This window comes from Streptomyces chengmaiensis (assembly GCF_029846775.1).
GTDB classification, from domain to species: Bacteria; Actinomycetota; Actinomycetes; order Streptomycetales; family Streptomycetaceae; genus Streptomyces; species Streptomyces chengmaiensis.
The window spans coordinates 37,930-60,743 of sequence record NZ_JARWBG010000045.1 but is presented as its reverse complement, the minus strand read 5'-3'; the positions used below and the strand labels follow the sequence as shown (position 1 = coordinate 60,743).

Below are 22,814 nucleotides of genomic sequence, written 5' to 3'. Positions count from 1 at the left end.
GGCCGCCGGGCCGCCGGGCCGCCGGGCCGCCGGGCCGCCGGGCCAGCAGGAGGCTAGCCGAGGCGCAGGTGGTGCAGCATCAGCAGGCCCGCCGCCATGTTCGCCGCGGGGATCTCACCGCGGGCGATCATGTCGGGGATCAGCTTCAGCGGGATCCACTCGCGGCGCGAGGACTCGAAGTCGTCCTCCGGGGGGCCGATGTACGTGGCCTCCTCGGACCAGTAGAGATGGTGTTGGGCGTCGGTCAGGCCGTTGGACGGCTCGACGGTCAGCAGATGCCGGAGCGGGCCGGGCCGCCAGCCGGTCTCCTCCTCCATCTCCCGCGCGGCCGCGGTCGGCACGTCCTCCCCGTCCTCCACGACCCCCGCGGCCAGCTCCCAGCCCCAGCTGTCGGTGATGAACCGGTGCCGCCAGAGCATCAGCACCTCATTGGCCGCGTTGACCGCCGTGGCGACGGCGACCGGACGGAGCCGGATCAGGAAGTGGTCCAGCCGCCGCCCGTCGGGCAGCGCCACATCCGCCAGGTTCACGCGGAACCAGCGGTTTTCATACACGGTCTGTTCGCTTAATTTCGTCCACTGCACGCTTCTGCCACCTTTCGACGAGTCGGTGGCAATATCGCAGCAGCGGCACGATCAGAGGGGAACGCGCAGCGCCCCGTCGATCAGTTCGGCCGCCTCCTCGGCGTCGGTGCAGCCGCTGGCCGCCAGATGGCGGCGCACAGCCCGCAGCCGGTCCCGCAGCCGCTGCGACTCCATCCCCCTCGCCCGCTCTGCCATCTCCGCGGCGGTGGACGCAGCCCGCTCCGCCTCGCCCTGCCGCAGCTCGATCTGGCTGAGCATGGCGAGCCGGTGCACCCGTCCGCGGTCATGGGCGGGCGCGTCCACGGCGACGGCAGCGTGCTCCCGCGCGGCCGGCAGATCGCCGAGGCTCAGCAGCGCCTCCGCCACCTGGACGTTCACCAGGCCGGGCTGGACATAGCCGGTCTCGTCGGGCTCCGTGCCCGGGCTGATCCGCTCAGCCTCCCGCTCGGCCCGCCGGATGCACCGCAGCGCACTGCTCCCGTCGCCCAGATGTGCGTACGCCTTCGCCTGCATCGCATGCAGATCGGCGGCGAGGGCCGGGGTGATCTCCCGCCCGGCGCCGCGCAGCGCGGCCTCGGCGAAGGCCACGGCCTGCCGGTACTCCGCCATGAAAAGAGCCTGATTGACCAGCAGCGCGATGACGTACGCGCCGAGGCCGCGGTCCCCGCTGGCCTTCGCCAGCCGCAGGGCCTGGTGGAAGTAGCGCTGCGCCAGGCCATGGGCGTCGGAGTCGTAGGCGCAGATCCCGGCGACCGCCACCAGTCCGCCGGCAGCGCGGTGGAGCTGCCGGCCCAGGGCGTCGCTGTAGCCGCCGCGCAGCAGCGGCGCGGTCTCGGCGTTGAGGAAGCCGACCACCCGCGAGCGGGTGGCGACGCCGCCCGCCCTGCGGTACATCAGCTCGTAGTGGGCCCGGGCGGCGCGCAGCATCTTGATGTCGGACATGGACACCCGGGTGCGCCCGGCACGCGACACATCGGCGTCCTCGGGCGGGTTCTCCCACTCCCATACGGGCATCACGGCGGGCGTGCCGGTGACGGCGGGGGCCTGGAGGAGGTGGCGGCGCTGCTGTTCGTCGGAGCGCCACAGCGCGGTGGCGCGCTCCACGAAGCCGGAGAGCGGGGTGCCGGGGGCGGGCGGCGCCTCTCCGGGGACCCCGAGACCGATGTCCCCGAGCGTGACGGGCCGCTGCAGACGATCCGCGAGCACCTCGCAGATGAGGTCCGGAACCCGTCCACGGGGGCGCTGCCCCTTCAGCCAGCGCGCCACCGCCGTGTGCTCGTAGCGCAGCGCCAGTCCTCTGGCCCGTCCCGCGTGGTTGACCCGGGCGGCGAGCCCGGCGTTGGAGATGCCCGCCTCGTCGAGCAGGGCGTCGAGCAGGGTGTTGGGCTGCATGGTGCCCCTCCGTCAACTCGGTTCGCCCAGCCTAGTGGAGGCCGGTTCGCACGGGGTGTGAAACGAGTGCCCACATCTGTGCCCTGTGCGCTCTGCCGCCGTGGCGGGTGCGCCGGTTGACTTGTCCTCCTCTCACAGAGGCGGCCGGGGCCGTCGGCTCCCCCTCGAAATCATGCGGCGGCCCGTGCTCGCGTCGTCTGCTCTGCTGATCTGCCCGACACTCCGCGGCAGGGCAGACGACGCCGGCCGCGCAGAGTCCCGAAGCGTGACCTCAGCGATTGGAGGGTTCCGGCCGGGTGCGGCGCAGCGTGGTCTCCGCGGTCTCTCCGGGCTGCGCCGGCACTCGGGCACGGTCGTCGCGCAGCACCAGGAGTGCCACGTCGTCGGTGAGCTTGCCGCCGGTGTGCCGCAGCAACGCCCTGTGCACGGTGTGGATCACCGCGGCGGGCGGGACCGGTGTGCCGTCGCAGGCGAGCGCGGCGTCGGTCAGCGCGGCGTCCAGGCCGAAGAACCGGCCCGATGCGTCACGGGCGTCCTCCGCCCCGTCCGTGTGCAGGACGAGTGTGTCGCCGGGCAGCAGACGTCCGCACTCCTCCTCCGGAAGCTCCGCCGGCAGCGGGAACATGCCGAGCGGCGGGAGCGGGTCCGCGTCCGCGAGCGGCAGTGCGGCGGGCGGCTGCGGTCCGCAGCGCAGGCGATAGGGCCAGGGATGGCCGCAGTTGAGCGCCGTGAGCGTGCCGTCCGGTCCGACCTGGAGCAGCAGTACGGTGACGAACTCCTCGGATGCCGGGTGTGCGGTCGGCGGCTGGGCCGGATCGCCGTCGCCCGCACGCTCCCCCAGATGACGCTGCACGGCGCGGTCCAGCCGCCGCAGTACGCCGCAGAGTTCCGGTTCGTCGTACGCCGCTTCGCGGAAGCTGCCGAGAACGGCGGCGACGGCCCCGATGGCGCCGATGCCATGGCCCCGGACGTCGCCGATCACGAGACGGACGCCGTGGGCGGTGGCGACCGCCTCGTACAGATCGCCGCCGACGGCCGCCCCGCGGCTGGCGGAGAGCTGTCCTGCGGCCAGCGCGAGCCCGTCCAGCCGGGGCGGCAGGGGCCGCAGCAGGACCCGCTGGGCGGCGTGGGCGACTTCGCGGACGCGGCGCAGCTCGCGGTAGAGCCCGCACCGGACGCCGAGGGCGAGGGCCGCTCCGGTGGCGAAGAAGACCGCGGAGGTGACGATCCGCTCGCCGAGCCCGGCCGGTTCTTCGGGGGCGCAGACCAGCCGCCAGACGACGGCGGCCGCGCCCCAGCCCACGGGCAGGGCGATCGGCAGCATTCGGCGCAGCCGCGCCTGGCGCTCCCCTGCGGATCTCACCCACAGAGGGAGCGGAAAGGGCCTCCGAGATCTGATACGGATCATGCGGATGGTCCCCTCATAGACCCCTGTCCGGCGCACCCGGCCCGCACCTTCGACCGGCTCGATTCTGTCGAGCACGAAGGGCTGAAAGGAACATCGTCCGACGAACTCACCCAAATGAGTGAGCACCGTTCCGAGCAGTCCCGGGGCTCACGACAAGCAGGGCGGACGGGCATGACAAGGGGGCGCACACGGGCCAACCGTGTGCGCCCCCTCAGCCGGGCCTTCCCGCGGCTCAGGCCCCGCGCAGCACCGCTCCGGTGCGCTCGCCGGCCAGGGCGATCGCCGCGTCACGGGCGGCCGAGGCCTCCTCGACGGTCAGGGTGCGGTCGGCGGCGCGGAAGCGCAGCGCGTACGCCAGCGACTTCCTTCCCTCGCCGATCTGCTCACCGCTGAACACATCGAAGAGCCGGATGGACTCGAGCAGTTCGCCCGCGCCGTCTCGCAGCGCCTGCTCCACCTCTGCGGCCGGGACGTCCGCGGCGACGACCAGCGCCACATCCTGGGTGGCGACCGGGAAGGCGGAGATGCCCGGGGCGCGCACGGCGCCGCGGCCGGCCCGCTCCAGCAGGTCCAGTTCGAGCTCCATCGCGCAGGTGCGCTCCGGCAGGCCGAGCGCCTTGATGGCGCGCGGGTGCAGCTCTCCCGCGTGGCCGACGAGGGTCTCCTCGCCGTCCACGGCGGCGTAGAGCGCGGAGCAGCGGCCGGGGTGCCACGGTGCGTGCTGGTCGGAGCGCAGTACGAGGTCGACACCGGCCTCGCGGGCGACCGCGCGGGCGGACTCGATCGCGTCGGCCCAGTCGGCCGGTCGGCCCTCGCCCCACCAGCCGGCCTGCTCGCGGGCACCGGCCAGGACGGTCGCGACCCGGCGCGGCTGCCGTGGCAGGGCGCCGTTGAGCGCGGCGACCTCCTCGTCGGTGGGACGGCGGTCCACGGGCAGGGTGGCGGGCGGGACCGTTTCCTCACCGGTCGGCCGGAAGACCAGCCCGGTCTCGAAGAGCGCCAGGTCGGATGCGCCGCGGCCGTGGTTGCGGCGCAGCGTCGCGAGCAGTCCGGGCAGCAGCGTGGTGCGCAGCGCGGGCTCCTCGTCGGAGATGGGGTTGACCAGCGTCACCACGGCGCGGCGCGGATCGTCCGCCTCCAGGCCGAGCTGGTCGAGCACGCTCTCGCCGATGAACGGGTAGTTCGGCGCCTCCACATAGCCGGCCCCGGCCAGGGCGCGCCCGACGCGGCGGTGCAGCCGCTGCCTCGGGGTCAGCCCGCGGCCGGCGGGCGGGGTGGGGAGCGTGGAGGGCAGGTTCTCATAGCCCTCCAGCCGGATGACCTCTTCGGCGAGGTCGTTCGGCTCGTGCAGGTCGGGACGCCACGACGGGACGGTGACGACGAGCTCGTCCTGGCCGTAGACGTCGCAGCCGACCTCCTGGAGGCGGCGTACGACGGCCTCACGGCCGTATGTCATGCCGGCGACCCGGTCGGGGTGGTCGGCGGCCATGGTGATGGTGCGCGGCGCGGACGGCGCGATGATCTCGGTGACGCCGCCCTCCGCGGTGCCGCCGGCGAGCAGCACCAGCAGGTCGACGGTGCGCTGGGCCGCTGCGGCCGTGGCCTGGGGATCGACGCCGCGCTCGAAGCGCCGGGACGCCTCCGAGCCGAGCTTGTGGCGGCGGGCGGCCCGGGCGATGGAGACGGCGTCGAAGTGCGCGGCCTCGATGACGACCTCGGTGGTGCCGTTGGCCTGCCCGGTTCCGGGGTCGCGGACGGTGTCGGCGATCTCGGTGTCGGCGCCGCCCATGACGCCCGCGAGGCCGATCGGCCCGCGGTTGTCGGTGATCACCAGGTCCTCGGGGTCCAGGGTGCGCTGGACGCCGTCGAGGGTGGTGAGCTTCTCGCCGGGCTCGGCACGGCGCACGCCGATGGGCCCGTCGATCAGGGAGCGGTCGTAGGCGTGCAGCGGCTGGCCGATCTCGAGCATCACGTAGTTGGTGATGTCGACGGCCAGGGAGATCGGGCGCATGCCGGCCTTCTGGAGGCGGCGCTGCAGCCAGATCGGGGAGCGGGCCTCGGGGTCGAGTCCGACGACGGTGCGCGCGGTGAAGCGGTCGCAGCCCCTCGGGTCGGAGATCTTGACCGTGTGGCCGAAGGAGTTCGGGGCGGGCACGTCGAGCAGCGCCGGGTCGCGCAGCGGCAGGCCGTACGCGGTGGCGGTCTCGCGGGCGACGCCGCGCATGGAGAGGCAGTAGCCGCGGTCGGGGGTGACGGCGATGTCCAGGACCTCGTCGTGCAGCTGGAGCAGTTCGACCGCGTCGGCGCCGACCTCGAGCTCCGGCGGCAGCACGATGATGCCGTGGCCGCCGTCGTCCCCCATGCCCAGCTCGTCGCCGGAGCAGATCATGCCGCGGGACACCCGGCCGTATGTCTTGCGCTCGGCGATCTTGAAGTCGCCGGGCAGGACGGCGCCGGGCAGCGCGACGACGACCTTGTCGCCCTCGGCGAAGTTGCGGGCGCCGCAGATGATCTCCTGCGGCTCGCCCGCGCCTTCCCCGGAGCCTCCGGCCTGGGAGGCGCCCCCAGCCCCACCGACGTCGACGGTGCAGAAGCGGATGGGCTTCTTGAACTCCGTCAGCTCCTCGACGGTGAGGACCTTGCCGACGACGAGCGGGCCCTTGAGCCCGGCGCCGAGCTGTTCGACGCTCTCGACCTCGAGCCCCGCGGAGATGAGCTTGGCCTGCACGTCACGGCCGGTCTCCGTCGCCGGCAGGTCGACGTACTCCCGCAGCCAGGAAAGCGGGACCCGCATCAGATCTCCATCCCGAACGGCCGGGTGAACCGGACGTCGCCCTCGACCATGTCTCGCATGTCTTCGACGTTGTGGCGGAACATCAGCATCCGCTCGATGCCGAACCCGAAGGCGAATCCGCTGTACTTGGCGGGGTCGACGCCGCAGGCGACGAGCACCTTGGGGTTGACCATGCCGCAGCCGCCGAGCTCGATCCAGCCCTCGCTGGAGCAGGTGCGGCAGGGCCGGTCCGGGTTGCCCACGGACTCGCCGCGGCACACGTAGCAGACCATGTCCATCTCGGCGGACGGCTCGGTGAAGGGGAAGAAGTTCGGCCGCAGCCGGGTCTTCATGCCCTCGCCGCCGAACAGCGCCTGGACCATGTGGTCGAGGGTGCCCTTGAGGTCGGCCATGGTCAGGCCCTCGTCCACGGCGAGCAGCTCGACCTGGTGGAAGACCGGCGTGTGCGTGGCGTCCAGGTCGTCGGTGCGGTAGACGCGGCCAGGGCAGATGACGTACACCGGCGGCTCGCGGTCCAGCAGGGAGCGGACCTGCACGGGCGAGGTGTGGGTGCGCAGCACGACGCCCGAGTCCTGGTCCGCCTCACGGCCCTGGACGAAGAACGTGTCGTGCTCGCCGCGCGCCGGATGGTCGGCGGCGATGTTCAGCGCATCGAAGTTCAGCCATTCGGACTCGACCTCGGGGCCTTCGGCGACCTCGTAGCCCATGGCCGTGAAGATGTCCTCGATGCGCTCCGACAGCGTGGTCAGCGGGTGGCGGGCGCCGCCCGGGACACGGTCGTACGGCAGTGTGACATCCACCGCCTCCTCGACCAGCACGCGGGCGTCGCGCTCCGCCTCCAGCTCGGCCTGGCGGGCGGCGAGCGCCTTGTTGACCGCTCCGCGGGCCTGGCCCACGCGCTTGCCTGCCTCCGCCTTGGCGTGCGGCGGCAGCGCGCCGATCTCCCGGTTGGCGAGCGCGAGCGGCGAGGCGCCGCCGGCGTGGGCCACCTTCGCGGCGGCGAGCGCCTCGAGGTCGCCCGCGGCGGCGAAGGCGGCGAGCGCCTCGTCGCGCATGCGCTCGATCTCTTCCGGTTTCAGTGCCTCGACCTCGACCGGGTCATACGACTTGTTGGGTGCCGACATCTCTTCCCGTGCTTCCGATGGGGTGGCTGGCCCCCGCTCGACGACCGAGGACGCAAAGGTGCCAAAGGCCGAGTCTAACGGGGTGGGGAGTCGCGAATGCGCCCGTGGGCGGCCCTGGTGCATATCAGCTCCGGCCCCGGAGGGGTCCGGGAACCGTCAGCTGAGATACGCGGGGGCGCCGACGGGCAGGATAAATCGGAACTGGGCGCCGCCGCCCGGCCCGCGGCCGACGGCGATCGTGCCTCCGTGCGCTTCGACGATGCCCTTGACGATATAGAGGCCCAGGCCGGTGCCGCCGCGCTTGCTTCCCCGCCAGAAACGGGTGAAGACACGGCCCATCGACTCCTCGGGGATGCCGGGGCCTTCGTCGCTCACGGTGACAGCCGTCCCTTTCTGCTCGTCGTGCGCCGAGGCGGGCGCCACCTCAATGGTGACCGTTCCCTCACCGTGGCGCACCGCATTTTCCAACAGGTTTCCCAACACCTGATCGATCTTGTCCGGATCGGCCCACAGGTCGGGCAGCGGCTGCTGGATGCGGACGAGGAACCGGTCGGGCGACTGGCCGCCCGCCATATGCGCCTGGATGTGCCGGCCGACGGCGGCCGCGATGTCGACGAGCTGTCGGCGCACCTCCAGCCGGCCCGAGTCGATGCGGGAGATGTCGAGCAGTTCGGCGATCAGACGGGTGACGCGGTGCGCGTCGGCGTCGACGGTCTCCAGCATCAGCCGCTTCTGGTCGTCGGTGAACCGCTCCCACTTGGCGAGCAGCGTCGCGGTGAACCCCTGGACGGAGGTGAGCGGGGAGCGCAGTTCGTGCGCGACGGTGGCGATCAGCTCGGCGTGGCTGCGCTCGGTGCGGCGGCGGGCCTCTGTGCCGCGCAGCGAGACCACCAGCCGCCGTATCGGCCCGGTCGGGCGCTCGCGCACATAGCGGGCGGAGACCAGTACCTCGCGGCCGCCGGGCAGCAGCAGATTGCGCTCGGGCTGGCCGACGCGGGTGGCTATGCCCCCGTACGGGTCGGTCAGCCTCCACCAGCGCCGGCCTTTGAGGTCCTCCAGCGGCAGGGCGCGCTCCAGGGGGGCGCCGAGCGCCTCCGCCTTGGAAACCGCCGTGATCTTCGCCGCGGCGGCGTTGAAGCAGATCACCCGGCCCGTCTCATCCGCGACGACCAGGCCGTCGGGCAGATCGTCGGGGTCGACCCCGAACAGTTCGGATCCGTCGCAGCGGCGCAGCACGGACGCGTCCGTGTGTGCGGCTCCGCTCGTCCGGACAGCCATCCCCGTACCCCACCCTCTCCCCAGGCGTATGGCCCCCGAGCCCGCCACCCTACTAGCTGGATGTGACGGCGCGGACCCCCTCGGCGAGGAGACCGCCCACTCAGCGGGCGCGCCCGACGCGCTGGGCGCGCGCGGAGGCGTAGAGACATACGGCTGCGGCGGTCGCGAGGTTCAGCGACTCGGCTTTTCCGTGGATCGGCACACGGACGACGGCGTCGGTTAGGGCGCGGGTCTCCTCGGGCAGGCCCCAGGCCTCGTTGCCGAAGATCCATGCGGTGGGGCCGCCCATCGCCCCGGCGTCGAGCTGGTCGTCGAGGTCGTCCTCGCCCGCCCCGTCGGCGGCGAGCACCCGCACTCCGGCGGCCTTCAGCCCCTGCACGGCCTGCTCGACCGGGACGCCGACCGCGACGGGCAGATGGAAGTGGGAGCCGACGGAGGCGCGCACCGACTTGGGGTTGTAGAGGTCGACCGAGGCGTCGGTGAGCACGACGGCGTCGGCTCCGGCGGCGTCGGCGCAGCGCAGCACGGTGCCGGCGTTGCCCGGGTCGCGTACGTGGGCGAGGACGGCGACGAGCTTCGGCCGCGCGGCGAGGATCTGCTCGAACGGCGAGTCCAGGAAGCGGCAGACGCCGACGAGGCCCTGCGGGGTGACGGTCTGCGAGACCTCGGCGAGCACATCCGACGAGGCGTGGTGGACACGGGCGCCGGAGGCGCGGGCGGCCGCGATGATCTCCCCGTAGCGCTCCGCGGCCTCGACGGTGGTGAACAGCTCCACCAGCGTGGGCCGGCCGTCGGGCCCCCGATGGCTGGCGGCCTCCCGCACGGCCTGCGGCCCCTCGGCGAGGAACAGCCGGTCCTTGCCCCGGAAGTTGCGCTTGGCGAGCCTGCGCGCCGCGGCGACGCGCGGCGACCGCGGCGAGATCAGCTCGGGTGTGGCCTGGTCGGCGGTGCCCATGCGGGATGCACTCACTTCGTCTAGGGGCGCGCGGGTTCTGCGCGCCGTGTGCGGTTCGGTGCGGCGGGCGGCGGAACGGACCCCGGGGGCGACATGCGCGGACCCGCAGGCCAGAGGCCTGCGGGTCCGGGGCGTCCGAGGGGCGCGGTGCTGCGGCCGTCAGGCCGCCGACGCGGCCTTCGGGGCGTTGACGTCGCTCGGCAGCGCCTTCTGCGCGACCTCGACGAGCGATGCGAACGCGTTCGCGTCGTTGACCGCCAGCTCGGCCAGCATCTTGCGGTCCACCTCGATGTTGGCGGCCTTCAGACCCTGGATGAGGCGGTTGTACGTCATGCCGTTGGCGCGGGCAGCGGCGTTGATGCGCTGGATCCACAGCTGACGGAAGTCGCCCTTGCGCTTCTTGCGGTCGTTGTAGTTGTAGACCAGCGAGTGGGTGACCTGCTCCTTGGCCTTGCGGTACAGGCGCGACCGCTGGCCGCGGTAGCCGCTGGCCTGCTCGAGGATCGCCCGGCGCTTCTTGTGGGCGTTGACTGCCCGCTTGACGCGTGCCACTTGTTAACTCCTTGTAGCGGGGCCGTGGTGTGTCCTCACACGGCCCGGAAACGAATAGGTCCCGGTCTCGGCGTCCCGTCCCCGGTTCGTCGGGGACGGCGGACGTCACTTGCCGAGAAGCTTCTTGATCTTCGCGGCGTCGCCCGGGGCCATCTCGGCGTTGCCGGTGAGGCGACGCGTCAGCTTGGACGACTTGTGCTCGAGCAGGTGGCGCTTGCCGGCGCGCTCACGGAGCACCTTGCCGGAGCCGGTGATCTTGAAGCGCTTCTTGGCACCGCTGTGCGTCTTGTTCTTCGGCATCGCGCCGTTCTCTCCTCGTCAGTGGCGCTCCCCCGGTGCGGGCACCGGTCAGCGGGAGCGTCAGTCCTCAGTGTGTGGTTCCGGGCTGACCCGGGGCTGCCGTGCCGGCAGCCCCTCAGGTCACGCCTCGGAGGATGTGTCGGCCGGAGCGTTCTCCGCGCGGCCCTCCTGCGAGCCCTGGCGCCCCGCCTTGCGTGCGGCCTGGGCCTCACGCGCCTCGGCCATGGCCTCGGTCTTCTTCTTGTGGGGGCCAAGAACCATGATCATGTTCCGGCCGTCCTGCTTCGGGTTCGACTCGATGAAGCCGAGTTCCTCCACGTCCGCGGCGAGACGCTGCAGCAGACGGAAGCCAAGCTCGGGGCGGGACTGCTCACGACCACGGAACATGATCGTGATCTTGACCTTGTCGCCCTGCTTGAGGAACCGGACGACATGACCCTTCTTGGTGTCATAGTCGTGCGGGTCGATCTTCGGCCGGAGCTTCATCTCCTTGATGACCGTGTGCGCCTGGTTCTTGCGCGCCTCACGGGCCTTCATGGCCGACTCGTACTTGAACTTCCCGTAGTCCATGAGCTTGCACACGGGCGGACGAGCGTTCGCCGCGACCTCGACGAGGTCGAGGTCGTACTCCTGCGCAAGCTCCAGGGCCTTGGCAAGCGGAACAATCCCGACCTGCTCGCCGCTGGGACCGACAAGTCGCACCTCGGGAACGCGAATCCGGTCGTTGATGCGGGGCTCGGCGCTGATGGATCCTCCTCAGTAGCACCACACGGCCATCCGGCGGACAGCCGAGCAACATCTGTCTTAAGTAGGACCAACCACACCGGAGCACGAAAAATGCCCCGGACGGTACACAGGCGGCTGCTCCATCACTACCGGAGCACCGCCGCGGTGTGCCGCGGGGCGCGCATCGGGCGACTTCCATCGTCCGTACGGAACGATGGGCGCCGCCTGACCGGTGACCCGCCGCCCCAAGGACGGCAAGGTGGGAGAACGGAGCCTCCACTTGTGGGCTGGATCCGTGTGAGCACACACGGCATCCGGCCGGTTGTCACACAAGGTTAGCAGCTCCCGGGTGATGCGGCTAACCGGCGGGGGCGGCGGCGGCGCGGAGGGCGGGGCATATCGTGTGCGTCATGAGTGACGCGACCTCCCCCAATGAACCGGCGGCCTCCTCGGCTGCCGCCCCCGACTTTGACGCCATGACCCGCGACATCGCGGAGGTGCCCGCCGTCGAGGTGATCGTCACGGTCGCGGTGAATCTGATGAGCGCGGCCGCCGTGAAGCTCGGGCTCACCGAGGACGGCGCGGAGCACAAGGACCTGGACGAGGCCCGGAAGCTCGTGCACGCCCTGGCGGGGCTGCTGGACGCGAGCGCGACGGAGATCAGCTCCTTCCACGCGGCGCCGCTGCGCGACGGGCTGAAGTCGCTGCAGCTCGCCTTCCGCGAAGCGTCCCTGGTGCCGGACGAGCCGGGCAAGGGACCGGGCGAGAAGTACACGGGCCCGGTCTTCGGCTGACCCTCCCGCCTCCCCGCCCGCGCGGCCGCTGCCCACCCGCTCTCAGCCGCTTGCCGGCCGATCTCAGCCGCGCGCTTCGCGTACGAACAGGGGCTCGCCCGGCACGGCGGCCTCGGCCGGCACCACCGCCAGGTCGAGGCCCCGCACCAGGCGGGCCCTGAGCACTTCGTCGGCCGCGAGCGCCTCGGCCACCCTCCGGGCCGCCTCGGCGGGCGCCGCGTCCGGGGCGAAGGCCAGGGCGAGGGTTCCGTCGGCGCGGCCTCTGCCGAGGTGGGCGCGGACCACGGCGGGCTCGGCTGCCACGACGGCGCGCACCGCCTCGGCGACCGCGGGGTCGTCGAGCGGATCGGCGCTGGTGCGCCCCTCGGCGAGCGCGAGCAGGGCGGGGCCGGTGAGCTGGTACGGGACGGGGCCCGCGAGGTCGAGGACCAGGGTGTCGGCCTTCTCGTGGGCCACCGCCCGAAGCGCCTGGTGCAGCGGGACGGCGACGGGTCTGGCCTCGGGGTTCCAGCGGGCCAGCGAGGCGATGGAGGTGAAGGCGGGCAGAGCCCGCCGGTCGCCCGCCGTCAGCGTGGGCACCGCCATGTCGCTGGTCTTCTCGCGGCGCAGCCCGGTCCGCGCGTCCTCCTCGACGTCTCCGAGGACGGCGACGACCGGCACGAGCAGCCGGGCGTCCTTGAGGGCTTCCAGGAGGCGGGGTTCGGCCGCCCTGTCCTCGGCCCATGCGGCGAGGGCCGCCTCGAGCCTCGGGTCGGCGGTGCCGTCGTCGTCGGAGAAACCGGGGTCGGGGATGTTCTTGAGCGCCACCCGAAGAGCCTAACGTCCGGGTACGGCCCTCCTGCGCCCGGTACGCCGACCGCCGGGCCGGGCGCAGCCCCGACCGCTCCGCACGGCCGCTGCCCGACCGGCCGTCACAGATACCGCGGGCGGCCCGTGCGCCACAGCACGACCGCACCGGCCAGCGCCAGCGCGCCGAGGCCCGCGGCGGCGGGGGCGAGCCGGCCGGCGGCCTCCTCCGGTTCGGGTTCGGGGGTCGGGCCGGGCCCGAAGTAGCGGCGGTCGTAGCCCGAGGCCGCCGCCGCGGGGTCGGCGGGGCGCAGCCGGGCGCCCGCCTCGATCGCCGCGGCGGGGTCGACGAGCCCGTATCCCCTGGCGTCGTCGCGACCCCCGTCGGGCGCGTCGCGGGCGGTGTCGACGAGAAGCCGTTTGATCTGGGCGGGCGTGAGGTCCGGATACGCGGAGCGCACCAGGGCGACGGCCCCCGAGACGAATGCGGCGGCCGCGCTGGTGCCCCAGCCCTCGTAGTACTTGCGGTCGGGATCGATGATGACGATGTCGTCGCCGGGCGCGCTGACGGTGGCGTACCAGCGTCTGGTGGAGAAGGAGGCGTGGGTGCCCGCGCGGTCGACGGCGGTCACCGCGATCACTCCGGGGTAGGCGGCCGGGTAGGAGATGTGGTCGCCCTTCTCGCCGCCGTTGCCGGCGGACGCGACGACGACGGCGCCCTTGGACAGGGCGTACTGGACCGCGGCGTCCTCTCCCGCTTCCGGGTGGGCCGACTCGCTGTCGTCGCCGAGCGAGAGGTTGATGACGTCCGCGCCCTGGTCGGCGGCCCACCGGATGCCCTGGGCGAGAGCGCTGCCGCGGGAGGTCCGGGCCTTCTCGCGGGCCTTGTCGCTGCCTTCGAGGATCACCCGGACGGGAAGGATCTTCGCTTCGGGAGCGATGCCGATCACTCCGGACCCGCCGTCCGGGCCGTGCCCGTGGGCGGCGATGATGCCGGCCATGGCGGTCCCGTGGCGGGCCCAGGCCCGGTCGCCCCGCTCGGCGCCGAAGCCGATGAAGTCCTTGCCGGGCAGGACGGAGCCTTCGAGGTCGGGGTGGCGGTCGTCGACCCCGGTGTCGAGGACGGCGACGGTGATGCCCTCGCCCTTGGCGGTCCGCCACGCCTCTTCTGTGTGCAGGGCGTCGAGGCCCCACTGCTGGGCGCGGATGCCGTCGGCGCGGGCGGGAACGGCGGGGAGCAGCGCGAGGACGGCCGCGGCGAAGACGGCGGCAAGACGGCTTCCGCGGTGTGCGGGGGCCCGGTGTGCGGGCTGTGTGCGCGGCGCGCGGTCGCGGTTTCCGTGGACGTGCTGTCCGCCCGCGTGCCGTCCGCGGAAGCGCTGTCCGCGGGCGCGGTGTGCGGAGGGCCGGTGGTCCGGTGGCCGGTGGTCGCGGGGCCGCTGGGCGCAGTCGGTCATGTGCGGTCCTCCGCTGACGGGCGGACGGTGGCGCGCAGGGCCCGCTCGACGGCCTCCGCGACCCCTGCCGCCTCATGGCCGAGGCCGGACTGCGCGGGTGCGGAGGTCGCGCCCTCGGCGGTCGCCTCGGCCGCCGGCTCGGGGTTGTCCACCGCGCGGCCGTCGGCGAAGCCGGAGACGGCGTAGACGACGACGGGCGCGTCGGTGAGGACGTTCACGGTCCAGCTCGCCCGCTGCGGATCGCCGAATCCGGCGGCGACGGTGCCGGCAGCGGACTGGGCGCGCGGCATCAGGTCGGTTCGCTCGCCCAGCCCTTCACGGGCGAAGCGGGCCTTCAGCGCGCGCATCCCCTGCTCGTCGGCCTCCGTGAAGACAAGGCCGACGGTGATGACGCTGGTGGCGGTGGTGTCCGTGTAGGTGGCCCGCACCAGCCGGCCGCAGCCCACCGTCCGCAGCGTCTGGTCGAGCAGCGGGTCGAGGGCCTCGGCGCAGCCGCTGTCGGGGGCGACGGCTATCCGTTTCCACGCACGGTCGGCGCCGCCCGGACCTGCGCGGCCGCCGTCGAGCGTGCGGGGGAAGAGGGTGTCCACGGGGACGCTGTGCCACAGGTCGCGGGCCTGTGCGTAGCCGCTGCGGGCCGCCGGGTCGGCGTTCGCGTCGCCGATGAGCCATGCCCCGGCGGCCGCGCCGCCGAGGAGCCCGATCCCCAGGACGGCGCAGACGACCGCCGCGGCGGTTCTGCCGGGCCGACGCGGGCGGATGGGGCGCAGCCGCGTGGTCATCTCGGCGGGATGCTCGGGCGGCGCCCACAGGTGGTACTGCGCCCCTTGGTGCGCGGCGCGCGGCGTCGCGCCGGGCCGTGGCGAGAGGTCGACGGCGCCGACGGGCCTGTGCCCAGGCGGTGCGGGAGGGGTGACGGGCGCGGGGGCGGCGCTCCGCGGTGGCGCATCGGGCGTCTGCGCGGTGCGGGGGGCGCCGAGGGGACCGAGGGGGCGCAGCCGGGTGGTGACGTCGCAGTCCGGGATGTCCCCGGTCCCGACGTGGGGTGCGGGGCGTGCGTCGCCGGGCGGGCGCGTGGGGGCCGGGGTCGCGGGGGCGGATGCCGCAGGGGCGGATGCCGCGGCCGGCGCGGGACGTGAAGTGCCCGCGGCGCTGGCGCCGGTGGTCTTGCCGGGCGGAGGCGTCGCGGCTGCCGGTGTGTTCGGGGGGCCGTCGGGACGCCGCGAGGGCTCGGGGCGGGCCGCGCCGGCGCCGGGAGCGGCCGACGGGTCGGGCTGCCGTCCGGTCGCCGCGCCGTCGGGGCCGTCGGGACGCCGCGAGGGCTCGGGGTGCTGGGAGTGCTGGGAGTGCTGGGAGTGCTGGGCCCGTTGGGCACGCTGGGCCGGGACGTCGCCGGGCGGGGACGGGCGTATGGAACCGCGGGGACCTGCGGCTTCGGGGAGCGGGGCGCGCGGGTCCGGAGGGAGCAGGGAGTCGATGCGGGAGGCGGGACGGGCAGCAGGGCGGTGTGGTTCCGTGCTCATCCCGCCCCCATCGTCACGTGCCTGCGTACACCGGTGGATCGCCCTCCAGGGCAACCCTGTTCGTCACCGTGTGTGGTCACTCTACGGGCTGCTCCGCACAGGGCGGCAACGAGACCGTCGCTCCGAGGCATCTGCCCAGAACATCCCCCCTACCCTCGGGTAAACCTCTCTGACAAGCTCAGGCCATGACTCCGCGTGCCGCTGACCGGGCCCGGTACGACCGGGCCACCGCGCATCTCGACGCCCCGCTCGCGATCGTCGATCTGGAGGCGTTCGACGCCAACGCAGGGGATCTCGTGCGCCGCGCGGGAGGCAAACCGGTGCGGGTGGCCAGCAAGTCGGTGCGCTGCCGGGCGCTTCTGGAGCGGGTGCTGGCGCGCGACGGCTTCGCCGGGATCATGTCGTTCACGCTCGGCGAGTCGCTGTGGCTGGCGCGTGCGGGCTTCGAGGACGTCCTGCTGGCGTATCCGTCCGCGGACCGGGCCGGGTTCGCGGAGCTGGCCGCCGATCCCAAGCTGGCCGCCGCGGTGACCGTGATGGTCGACGACCCCGCGCAGCTCGATCTGATCGACCGCTCACGCGGCCGCGGGCGGGAGGAGATCCGGCTCTGTCTGGAACTCGACACGGCGCTCCTGCTGCTTGGCGGCCGGCTGCGGATCGGGGCACGCCGCTCCCCGCTGCGCGAGCCCGCGGAGCTCGCCGAGCTGGCGCGGTCGATCGCCCGCCGCCCGGGCTTCCGGCTGGTTGGGCTGATGGCGTACGAGGGACATGTGGCGGGCGTGGGCGACAGCATCGCGGGGCGGCCGGTGCGGTCTCGGGCGGTGCGGCTGATGCAGCGTGCGGCCCGCAGGGAGTTGGCCGAGCGCCGTGCGGCCGTGGTGCGGGCGGTACGGGCGGTGACGCCGGGGCTGGAGTTTGTCAACGGCGGCGGCACGGGCAGCGTGCAGCACACGGCAGCGGAGGACGTGGTGACGGAGGTCGCCGCAGGGTCCGGTCTGTATATGCCGCGGCTCTTCGACGACTACACGTCGTTCACGGGCCGTCCGGCCGCGCTGTTCGCCCAGCCGGTGGTGCGCCGCCCCGGCGTCGGCGCGGTGACGGTGCTCGGCGGCGGCTACCCCGCCTCGGGCGCACCGGGCGCGGACCGGCTGCCGGTCCCGTATCTGCCCGAAGGCCTGCGCTACGACCCTCGGGAGGGCGCGGGCGAGGTGCAGACGCCGCTGCTGGGCGCGCCCGCGGACGATCTCCTGGTCGGGGACAGGGTGTGGTTCCGGCATGCGAAGGCGGGGGAACTGTGTGAGCGGTTCGACGCGCTGCATCTGGTGGAGGGGGAAGGGGTGGTGGGTGCGGCGCCGACGTACCGGGGCGAGGGCCGGACGTTTCTGTAGCCCTGCGGGGCGTTTTCCGGTGCCCCTCCCCCTACGCCCTAGGGGCGTGGGGCGGAGCCCCGGTTACGACTGCCCCGTCCGCGGATCCCGTGTGATCCCGCCCCCCACACCCGCGTCCTTCGCCGCCCCGCCCCCGAGAGGCCGGATGCTCGAGACGATCGCGTCCATGCCCGCGAGCGGCGGCCCTTCGGGCCCCGCGTCGAAGGAGAGGCGGACGACGACCATGGCTTCGGTGCCGACGGTGGAGGGGAAGGCGACGGACTGGACATGGCCTCCGGGGCCCTCTTCGGTGAGGACGCGCCAGCGGACCAGATAGCCGGCTCGGCCGGCCACCGCGATGGACTGTGCCTTGACCTCGGCGTGGGAGGCGATGCCGCCGTAGGGCTGGTTGCCGAGGATCTCCTCCCCGTATGCCTTGTCCACGGCCTGCGGGATGTCCCTTCTGGCCGCCTCCTCGGGCGACTTGGCTCCTGCGTCGGCGGTGAAGGAGGTGACGCGGCCATGGCGGCAGAGGGAGGAGGTTCCGGCGGGGCAGTCGTAGCTGTCGTCCGTGACCATCGTCGCGCCGATGTCCGAGGACCTGTCGGACTTGGTCCAGCCGTCCGGGATGGGTATGGCGATGCCGTTGAGCTGGTCTTCGAGGACGGTGGCGCTCTCGGGGTCCACAGCGGCCTCGGAGGTCTCGGGGGCAGCCGGGGAAGTCGTGGCCGCGGCTTCGGGGGCGTTCGGCGCGGCCTGCGCATCTCCGGGGAGGGGTTCGCTGCCGCCGCGCGCCATCACGAGGACGACCGCGACGGCCGCCGCCAGGAGCAGGACTCCCGCCGCGCTGAAGGCGACGAGTCGCCCGCGCCGCCGACCAGGCCGGCCGCCTCCGGGTGACGGCGGCGAGAGGTGCATCGGCACGGTGGGGGGAGCGGCGGGCTGCGCCGGCGTCGCCTGGGCCGCGCGGGTGTGCGCGGCCCAGGCGACGCCGTCCCACCAGCGCTCGGCGCCGGGCGTGTTCGGGTCCGGGTACCAGCCGGGCGGGGTCGTCATGCTCATGCGCACACCCTAGACGGGGGTGACGTACGCCCCCGAGATCCCGCCGTCGACCAGGAAGTCGGTGGCGTTGACGAACGACGAGTCGTCGCTGGCGAGGAAGGCGACGGCGGCGGCGATCTCCTCGGCCTCGGCGAACCGGCCGGCGGGGATGTGCACCAGACGACGGGCCGCGCGCTCCGGGTCCTTGGCGAACAGCTCCTGGAGCAGCGGGGTGTTGACCGGCCCGGGACACAGCGCGTTGACGCGGATGCCGTCGCGGGCGAACTGCACGCCCAGCTCGCGGGACATGGCGAGCACGCCGCCCTTGGAAGCGGTGTAGGAGATCTGGGAGGTCGCCGCACCCATGACGGCCACGAACGACGCGGTGTTGATGATGGAGCCCCTGCCCTGCCGCCGCATATGGGGAATGGCGGCCTTGCAGCACAGGTAGACGGAGGTGAGGTTGACCTCCTGGACGCGCCTCCACGCCTCCAGGCCGGTGTCCAGGATGGAGTCGTCGTCGGGCGGCGAGATGCCCGCGTTGTTGAACGCCACGTCGACGCTTCCGTAGGTGTCGTACGCGGTCTGGAACAGGGCCTCGACCTGTTCGGGGTCGGTGACGTCGACCCGTGCGAAGGCGCCGCCGACCTCCTCGGCGGCCGCCTTGCCCGCGGCCTCGTCGATGTCGCCGCAGACGACGTTCGCCCCCTCGGAGGCGAGCCGGCGTGCCGCTGCGAGGCCGATGCCGCTGCCGGCGCCGGTGATGACGGCGGTGCGGCCGACGAGACGGCGGCAGATGTTCTCGGTCTTGGACGTGGTGTCGGACATGGGTGCTCAGGCCTCCGTGCTGATGAAGACGTTCTTGGTTTCGGTGAAGGCGGTCAGGGCGTCAGGGCCCAGCTCCCGGCCGAGGCCGGACTGCTTGTAGCCGCCGAACGGAGTCCAGTAGCGGACGCTGGCATGGGAGTTGACGGAGAGGTTGCCGGCGGCGACGGCGCGGGAGACGCGGATCGCGCGGCCGACGTCCCTGGTCCAGATGGAGCCGGAGAGCCCGTACTCGGTGGCGTTGGCCAGCCGGATCGCATCCTCCTCGTCGTCGAAGGGGAGCACGACGGCCACGGGCCCGAAGACCTCGTCGACGGCGCAGGGGGCGTCGGGCGCGAGCCCGGTGAGGACGGTGGGCGGGAACCAGAAGCCCGGTCCCTCGGGGGCGCTGCCGCGCAGGGCAGGCGTGTCCTCGGGGACGTACGAACGCACCCGTTCCAGCTGCGTCTTGGAGATCAGCGGACCCATCTGGGTCTTCTCGTCGGCCGGGTCGCCGACGACGACGGACTCGATCGCGGGGGCGAGGAGTTCGAGGAAGCGGTCGTGGACGGAGCGCTCGACGAGGATCCGGGTGCGGGCGCAGCAGTCCTGGCCGGAGTTGTCCAGGAACGACATGGGGGCGGCGGCGACGGCGGCGTCCAGGTCTGCGTCGGCGAAGACGACATTGGGGCTCTTGCCGCCGAGTTCCAGGGTGACGCGCTTCACGCGCTCGGCGCACAGCGACATGATCTGCTTGCCGACGCGTGTGGAGCCGGTGAACACGATCTTGGCGATGCCGTGGTGGCGTACGAGGGCGTCGCCGGCGACGTCGCCGCGGCCGGGCAGCACCTGGAACAGCCCCTCCGGCAGCCCGGCTTCGAGGGCGAGTTCGGCCAGCCGCAGCGCGGTGAGCGGGGTGGTCTCCGCGGGCTTGAGGATGACGGCGTTGCCGGCGGCGAGCGCCGGGGCCGTGCCCCACGCGGCGATCGGCATGGGGAAGTTCCAGGGCGCGATGACGCCGATGACGCCGAGCGGTTCGAGGAGAGTGACGTCCAGGCCGCCGGGGACCGGGATCTGGCGGCCGGAGAGCCGCTCTGCTCCCCCGGCCGCGTAGTCGAGCAGATCGCGGACGTTGCCGGCCTCCCAGCGGGCGTTTCCGATGGTGTGCCCGGCCTCGCGGACCTCCAGGCGGGCGAGTTCCCCGAGATGGTCGTCGACGGCGGCCGCGAAGCGGCGCAGCAGCCGGGCCCGGTCGGCGGGCGCGGCGGCGGCCCAGGTGCGCTGGGCGCGCGCGGCGACGGCTACGGCGCGGTCGACGTCCGCCGCCGTGGCGCCGGGGACGGTGGCCACGACCTCCTCGGTGGCGGGGTTGAGAACATCCAGTGCGTACGGTTCGTGCGGGTGTGACACGCGGTTCCTCACATGCGTTCGAAGGAGCGGCGGAGCTCCCAGTCGGTCACCACGGCGTCAAAGGCTGCCAGCTCGACGCGCGCCATGTTGCGGTAGTGGGCTACGACCTCGTCGCCGAATGCCGCCTTGGCGATGGGGCTGGTCTCCCAGAGTTCGGCGGCTTCGCGCAGGGTGGCGGGGACATGTGCGTAGTCGCCGGTGTAGGCGTTGCCGGGGCAGGCGTCGGGCAGCTCCAGCTGCTGCTCGATGCCGTGGAGTCCGGCGGCGACGAGCCCGGCGACGGCCAGATGCGGATTGACGTCACCTCCGGGGAGGCGGTTCTCGAATCTCATCGAGCGGCCGTGGCCGACGACTCTGAGCGCGCAGGTCCGGTTGTCGTGGCCCCAGGCGACGGCGGTGGGGGCGAAAGAGCCCGGCTGGAAGCGCTTGTACGAATTGATGTTCGGGGCGTAGAGAAGGGAGAAGTCTCGCAGGGCGGCCAGCTGTCCGGCGAGGAAGTGCCGCATGACGGGCGACATGCCTCCGGGGCCGTCCCCGGCCATGACATTGCGCCCGGGCTCGGCGAGGGACTGGAGCGAGAGGTGGATATGACAGGAGTTGCCCTCGCGCTCGTTGTACTTGGCCATGAAGGTGAGCGAGCAGCCCTCCTGGGCGGCGATCTCCTTGGCGCCGGTCTTGTAGACGGCGTGCTGGTCGCAGGTGACCAGGGCTTCGTCGTACTTGAAGGCGATCTCGTGCTGCCCGGGGTTGCACTCGCCCTTGGCGGACTCCACGGTGAGCCCGGCGGCGGCCATCTCGTTGCGGATGCGGCGCAGCAGGGGCTCGATGCGGCCGGTGCCGAGGACGGAGTAGTCGATGTTGTACTGGTTCGCCGGGGTGAGCCTCTGGTAGCCGCGGTCCCAGGCCTGCTCGTAGGTGTCCCTGAAGACGATGAACTCCAGCTCGGTGCCGACGTGAGCGGTGTAGCCGTGCTCGGCCAGGCGCTCCAGCTGACGGCGCAGGATCTGGCGGGGTGCGGCGGCGACGGGTGCGCCGTCGCTCCAGGCGAGGTCGGCCACGAGCAGCGCGGTGCCCTCGTTCCAGGGGACGCGGCGGAGGGTCGCCGTGTCGGGGTGCATGGCGAAGTCGCCGTAGCCCCTGTCCCAGGAGGACATCTCATAGCCGTCGACGGTGTTCATGTCCGCGTCGACGGCGAGGAGGTAGTTGCAGCCCTCGGTGCCGTGCTCCAGGACCTCGTCCAGAAAGAAGGGTGCGGCGAACCGCTTGCCCTGGAGCCGTCCCTGCATGTCGGGGAAGGCCAGGACGACTGTGTCGATCTCACCGCTCGCGACGAGTGCACGCAGCTCCTCTACGGAGAGCGGGGGTTTGCGGTCTGCCACGGATTACGCCTCCTTGGGTCAGCCGGAAGCCATAAGGTATTGCTGAAGACCATTGCTTGGGAAGGGGAAACCGCAAGGTGGCGAAGAAGTCCGTGCCGGAGGATGCGCTGACGCCGGTGCTGCGGCCGGTCCGCGCGGGAAACGGCTTCGAGGAGGCGCTGGAGCAGATCCTCCAGCTGCTGCGCCTGGGGCTGGTCCCGGCGGGCGAGCGGCTGCCGGCGGAGCGGGAGCTGGCCGAGCGGATGGGCATCAGCCGGGTCACGCTGCGGGAGGTGCTGAAGGTGCTCGGCGAGCAGGGCCTGGTGGAGAGCCGGCGGGGCCGGTACGGGGGCACGTTCGTGCTGCCCCGCCCCGGCCCCGGCGGCCCCGGCAGCCCGGTCGAGGACGAGCTGCGGCGGCGTCTGGCGGGTGTGAACCTCGAGGACACACTGCGGTTCCGCGAGGTGCTGGAGGTTGGCGCGGCGGGGCTGTGCGCGGCGCACGGGCTGACCGACGAGGGCACGGCCCGGCTGCGGGCGGCGCTGGCCGCCACGCAGGACGCGCCGCTGACGGAGTACCGGCGGCTGGACACGCTGCTCCATCTGACGCTTGCGGAGCTGTCCGGGTCGGCGTCGCTCACCGCGCAGTACGCGGCGGTGCGGGCGGGGGTGAACGACCTGCTGGACTGCATCCCGCTGCTGGTGAGGAATCTGGAGCACTCGCAGCAGCAGCACGCGGCGCTGGTGGAGGCGGTGCTGGAGCAGGACGCGGACGGGGCGCGCGAAGTGATGCGGGAGCACTGCGAGGGCACGGCGGCGCTGCTGCGGGGCTTCCTGGCGTAGCCGGCTCAGCCCTCCCCGCCCGCCTTGCGGGTGCCGGGCGTCACCCCCGGAGCGCGGTCGCCGGGCGCTTTGCCGGGGTCGACGCCGCCGGGGTCGACGCCGCCGGGCGCAGGCGCGCCGGGCCAAGGGCAAGCCGGCGCTCACCCTCCGCCCGCACCAAGCGCCGGGCGGCCCCAGCGAGCGTGGGGACTCGCCCCCCGCATCCATGAGGCGGGCAGGCGGGGAAGAAACCGCCGCCCGGGCCGGTCACCGGAATCCGTGGGCGTGGACACGTAACGTCAGGTTTACGCACAGGGCTTGCGCCGCAGCCACAGGGACC

At 73.1% G+C, this 22,814-nt stretch carries 20 protein-coding genes; 3 read left to right on the top strand and 17 right to left on the bottom strand.

Annotated features, from left to right (window positions below; translation table 11 throughout):
• Window positions 1-53: 53 nt before the first annotated feature.
• From QCN29_RS28520 to infC, 10 genes are all read right to left on the bottom strand, one after another.
• A complete protein-coding gene (locus QCN29_RS28520; protein ID WP_240137335.1) occupies window positions 54-584 on the bottom strand; it encodes an NUDIX hydrolase in 531 nt (176 codons plus the stop codon).
• Window positions 585-635: 51 nt separating this feature from the next.
• Entirely contained in the window at window positions 636-1,976 is a 1,341-nt protein-coding gene (locus QCN29_RS28515) for a transcriptional regulator (protein WP_279931777.1), read from the bottom strand.
• 271 nt (window positions 1,977-2,247) lie between these two features.
• Window positions 2,248-3,300, bottom strand: coding sequence for a PP2C family protein-serine/threonine phosphatase (locus tag QCN29_RS28510; RefSeq protein ID WP_279931781.1), 1,053 nt, complete (start codon window positions 3,298-3,300; stop codon window positions 2,248-2,250).
• A gap of 316 nt (window positions 3,301-3,616) precedes the next feature.
• Complete coding sequence (gene pheT / locus QCN29_RS28505; protein WP_279931776.1) at window positions 3,617-6,178, bottom strand: phenylalanine--tRNA ligase subunit beta; 2,562 nt, start codon at window positions 6,176-6,178, stop codon at window positions 3,617-3,619.
• Window positions 6,178-7,302, bottom strand: a complete 1,125-nt coding sequence (gene pheS / locus QCN29_RS28500) for a phenylalanine--tRNA ligase subunit alpha (RefSeq protein ID WP_279931775.1) — start codon at window positions 7,300-7,302, stop codon at window positions 6,178-6,180. The genes pheT and pheS overlap by 1 nt, the downstream gene beginning before the upstream one ends.
• Before the next feature lie 156 nt (window positions 7,303-7,458).
• Window positions 7,459-8,580 (bottom strand): sensor histidine kinase, encoded by a 1,122-nt coding sequence (locus tag QCN29_RS28495; RefSeq protein WP_279931774.1) that lies wholly within the window; start codon window positions 8,578-8,580, stop codon window positions 7,459-7,461.
• 100 nt (window positions 8,581-8,680) lie between these two features.
• The gene (locus QCN29_RS28490; protein WP_279931779.1) at window positions 8,681-9,535 is read right to left on the bottom strand and encodes a TrmH family RNA methyltransferase; all 855 of its coding nucleotides are present in this window, start codon (window positions 9,533-9,535) and stop codon (window positions 8,681-8,683) included.
• Window positions 9,536-9,694: 159 nt separating this feature from the next.
• Window positions 9,695-10,087 (bottom strand): 50S ribosomal protein L20, encoded by a 393-nt coding sequence (gene rplT, locus QCN29_RS28485; RefSeq protein ID WP_240137341.1) that lies wholly within the window; start codon window positions 10,085-10,087, stop codon window positions 9,695-9,697.
• Window positions 10,088-10,192: 105 nt separating this feature from the next.
• Window positions 10,193-10,387: a 50S ribosomal protein L35 gene (rpmI, locus tag QCN29_RS28480; RefSeq protein ID WP_240137342.1), complete on the bottom strand. Its 195-nt coding sequence runs from the start codon at window positions 10,385-10,387 to the stop codon at window positions 10,193-10,195.
• 120 nt (window positions 10,388-10,507) lie between these two features.
• Complete coding sequence (gene infC, locus QCN29_RS28475; RefSeq protein WP_240137384.1) at window positions 10,508-11,134, bottom strand: translation initiation factor IF-3; 627 nt, start codon at window positions 11,132-11,134, stop codon at window positions 10,508-10,510.
• A gap of 389 nt (window positions 11,135-11,523) precedes the next feature.
• On the opposite strand from infC, the gene QCN29_RS28470 reads away from it, so the two are divergent.
• A complete protein-coding gene (locus QCN29_RS28470; RefSeq protein WP_240137343.1) occupies window positions 11,524-11,907 on the top strand; it encodes a DUF1844 domain-containing protein in 384 nt (127 codons plus the stop codon).
• A 63-nt stretch (window positions 11,908-11,970) separates the two neighbouring features.
• On the opposite strand, the gene QCN29_RS28465 is transcribed toward QCN29_RS28470, so the two are convergent.
• From QCN29_RS28465 to QCN29_RS28455, 3 genes are all read right to left on the bottom strand, one after another.
• Window positions 11,971-12,714, bottom strand: a complete 744-nt coding sequence (locus tag QCN29_RS28465) for an SseB family protein (protein ID WP_279931773.1) — start codon at window positions 12,712-12,714, stop codon at window positions 11,971-11,973.
• Window positions 12,715-12,818: 104 nt separating this feature from the next.
• Window positions 12,819-14,150 carry a type VII secretion-associated serine protease mycosin gene (gene mycP / locus QCN29_RS28460; protein WP_279931772.1) on the bottom strand — a complete coding sequence of 444 codons (1,332 nt, stop codon included), beginning with the start codon at window positions 14,148-14,150 and terminating at the stop codon, window positions 12,819-12,821.
• Entirely contained in the window at window positions 14,147-15,673 is a 1,527-nt protein-coding gene (locus tag QCN29_RS28455) for a hypothetical protein (RefSeq protein ID WP_279931771.1), read from the bottom strand. Before QCN29_RS28455 ends, mycP begins: the two co-directional genes overlap by 4 nt.
• A gap of 185 nt (window positions 15,674-15,858) precedes the next feature.
• On the opposite strand from QCN29_RS28455, the gene QCN29_RS28450 reads away from it, so the two are divergent.
• The gene (locus QCN29_RS28450) at window positions 15,859-17,061 is read left to right on the top strand and encodes an amino acid deaminase/aldolase (RefSeq protein ID WP_279931770.1); all 1,203 of its coding nucleotides are present in this window, start codon (window positions 15,859-15,861) and stop codon (window positions 17,059-17,061) included.
• 63 nt (window positions 17,062-17,124) lie between these two features.
• On the opposite strand, the gene QCN29_RS28445 is transcribed toward QCN29_RS28450, so the two are convergent.
• Genes QCN29_RS28445 through QCN29_RS28430 form a run of 4 tightly spaced genes read right to left on the bottom strand, consistent with a single transcriptional unit; the run spans window position 17,125 to window position 21,674 of the window.
• Window positions 17,125-18,102, bottom strand: a complete 978-nt coding sequence (locus QCN29_RS28445) for a DUF2510 domain-containing protein (protein WP_279931769.1) — start codon at window positions 18,100-18,102, stop codon at window positions 17,125-17,127.
• A 9-nt stretch (window positions 18,103-18,111) separates the two neighbouring features.
• Window positions 18,112-18,909, bottom strand: coding sequence for a 3-oxoacyl-ACP reductase (locus QCN29_RS28440; protein ID WP_279931768.1), 798 nt, complete (start codon window positions 18,907-18,909; stop codon window positions 18,112-18,114).
• Window positions 18,910-18,915: 6 nt separating this feature from the next.
• Complete coding sequence (locus QCN29_RS28435) at window positions 18,916-20,295, bottom strand: aldehyde dehydrogenase family protein (protein ID WP_279931767.1); 1,380 nt, start codon at window positions 20,293-20,295, stop codon at window positions 18,916-18,918.
• A gap of 8 nt (window positions 20,296-20,303) precedes the next feature.
• Window positions 20,304-21,674: a glutamine synthetase family protein gene (locus tag QCN29_RS28430; protein WP_279931765.1), complete on the bottom strand. Its 1,371-nt coding sequence runs from the start codon at window positions 21,672-21,674 to the stop codon at window positions 20,304-20,306.
• Window positions 21,675-21,751: 77 nt separating this feature from the next.
• On the opposite strand from QCN29_RS28430, the gene QCN29_RS28425 reads away from it, so the two are divergent.
• Window positions 21,752-22,495, top strand: coding sequence for a FadR/GntR family transcriptional regulator (locus QCN29_RS28425; protein ID WP_279931763.1), 744 nt, complete (start codon window positions 21,752-21,754; stop codon window positions 22,493-22,495).
• Window positions 22,496-22,814: the final 319 nt, after the last annotated feature.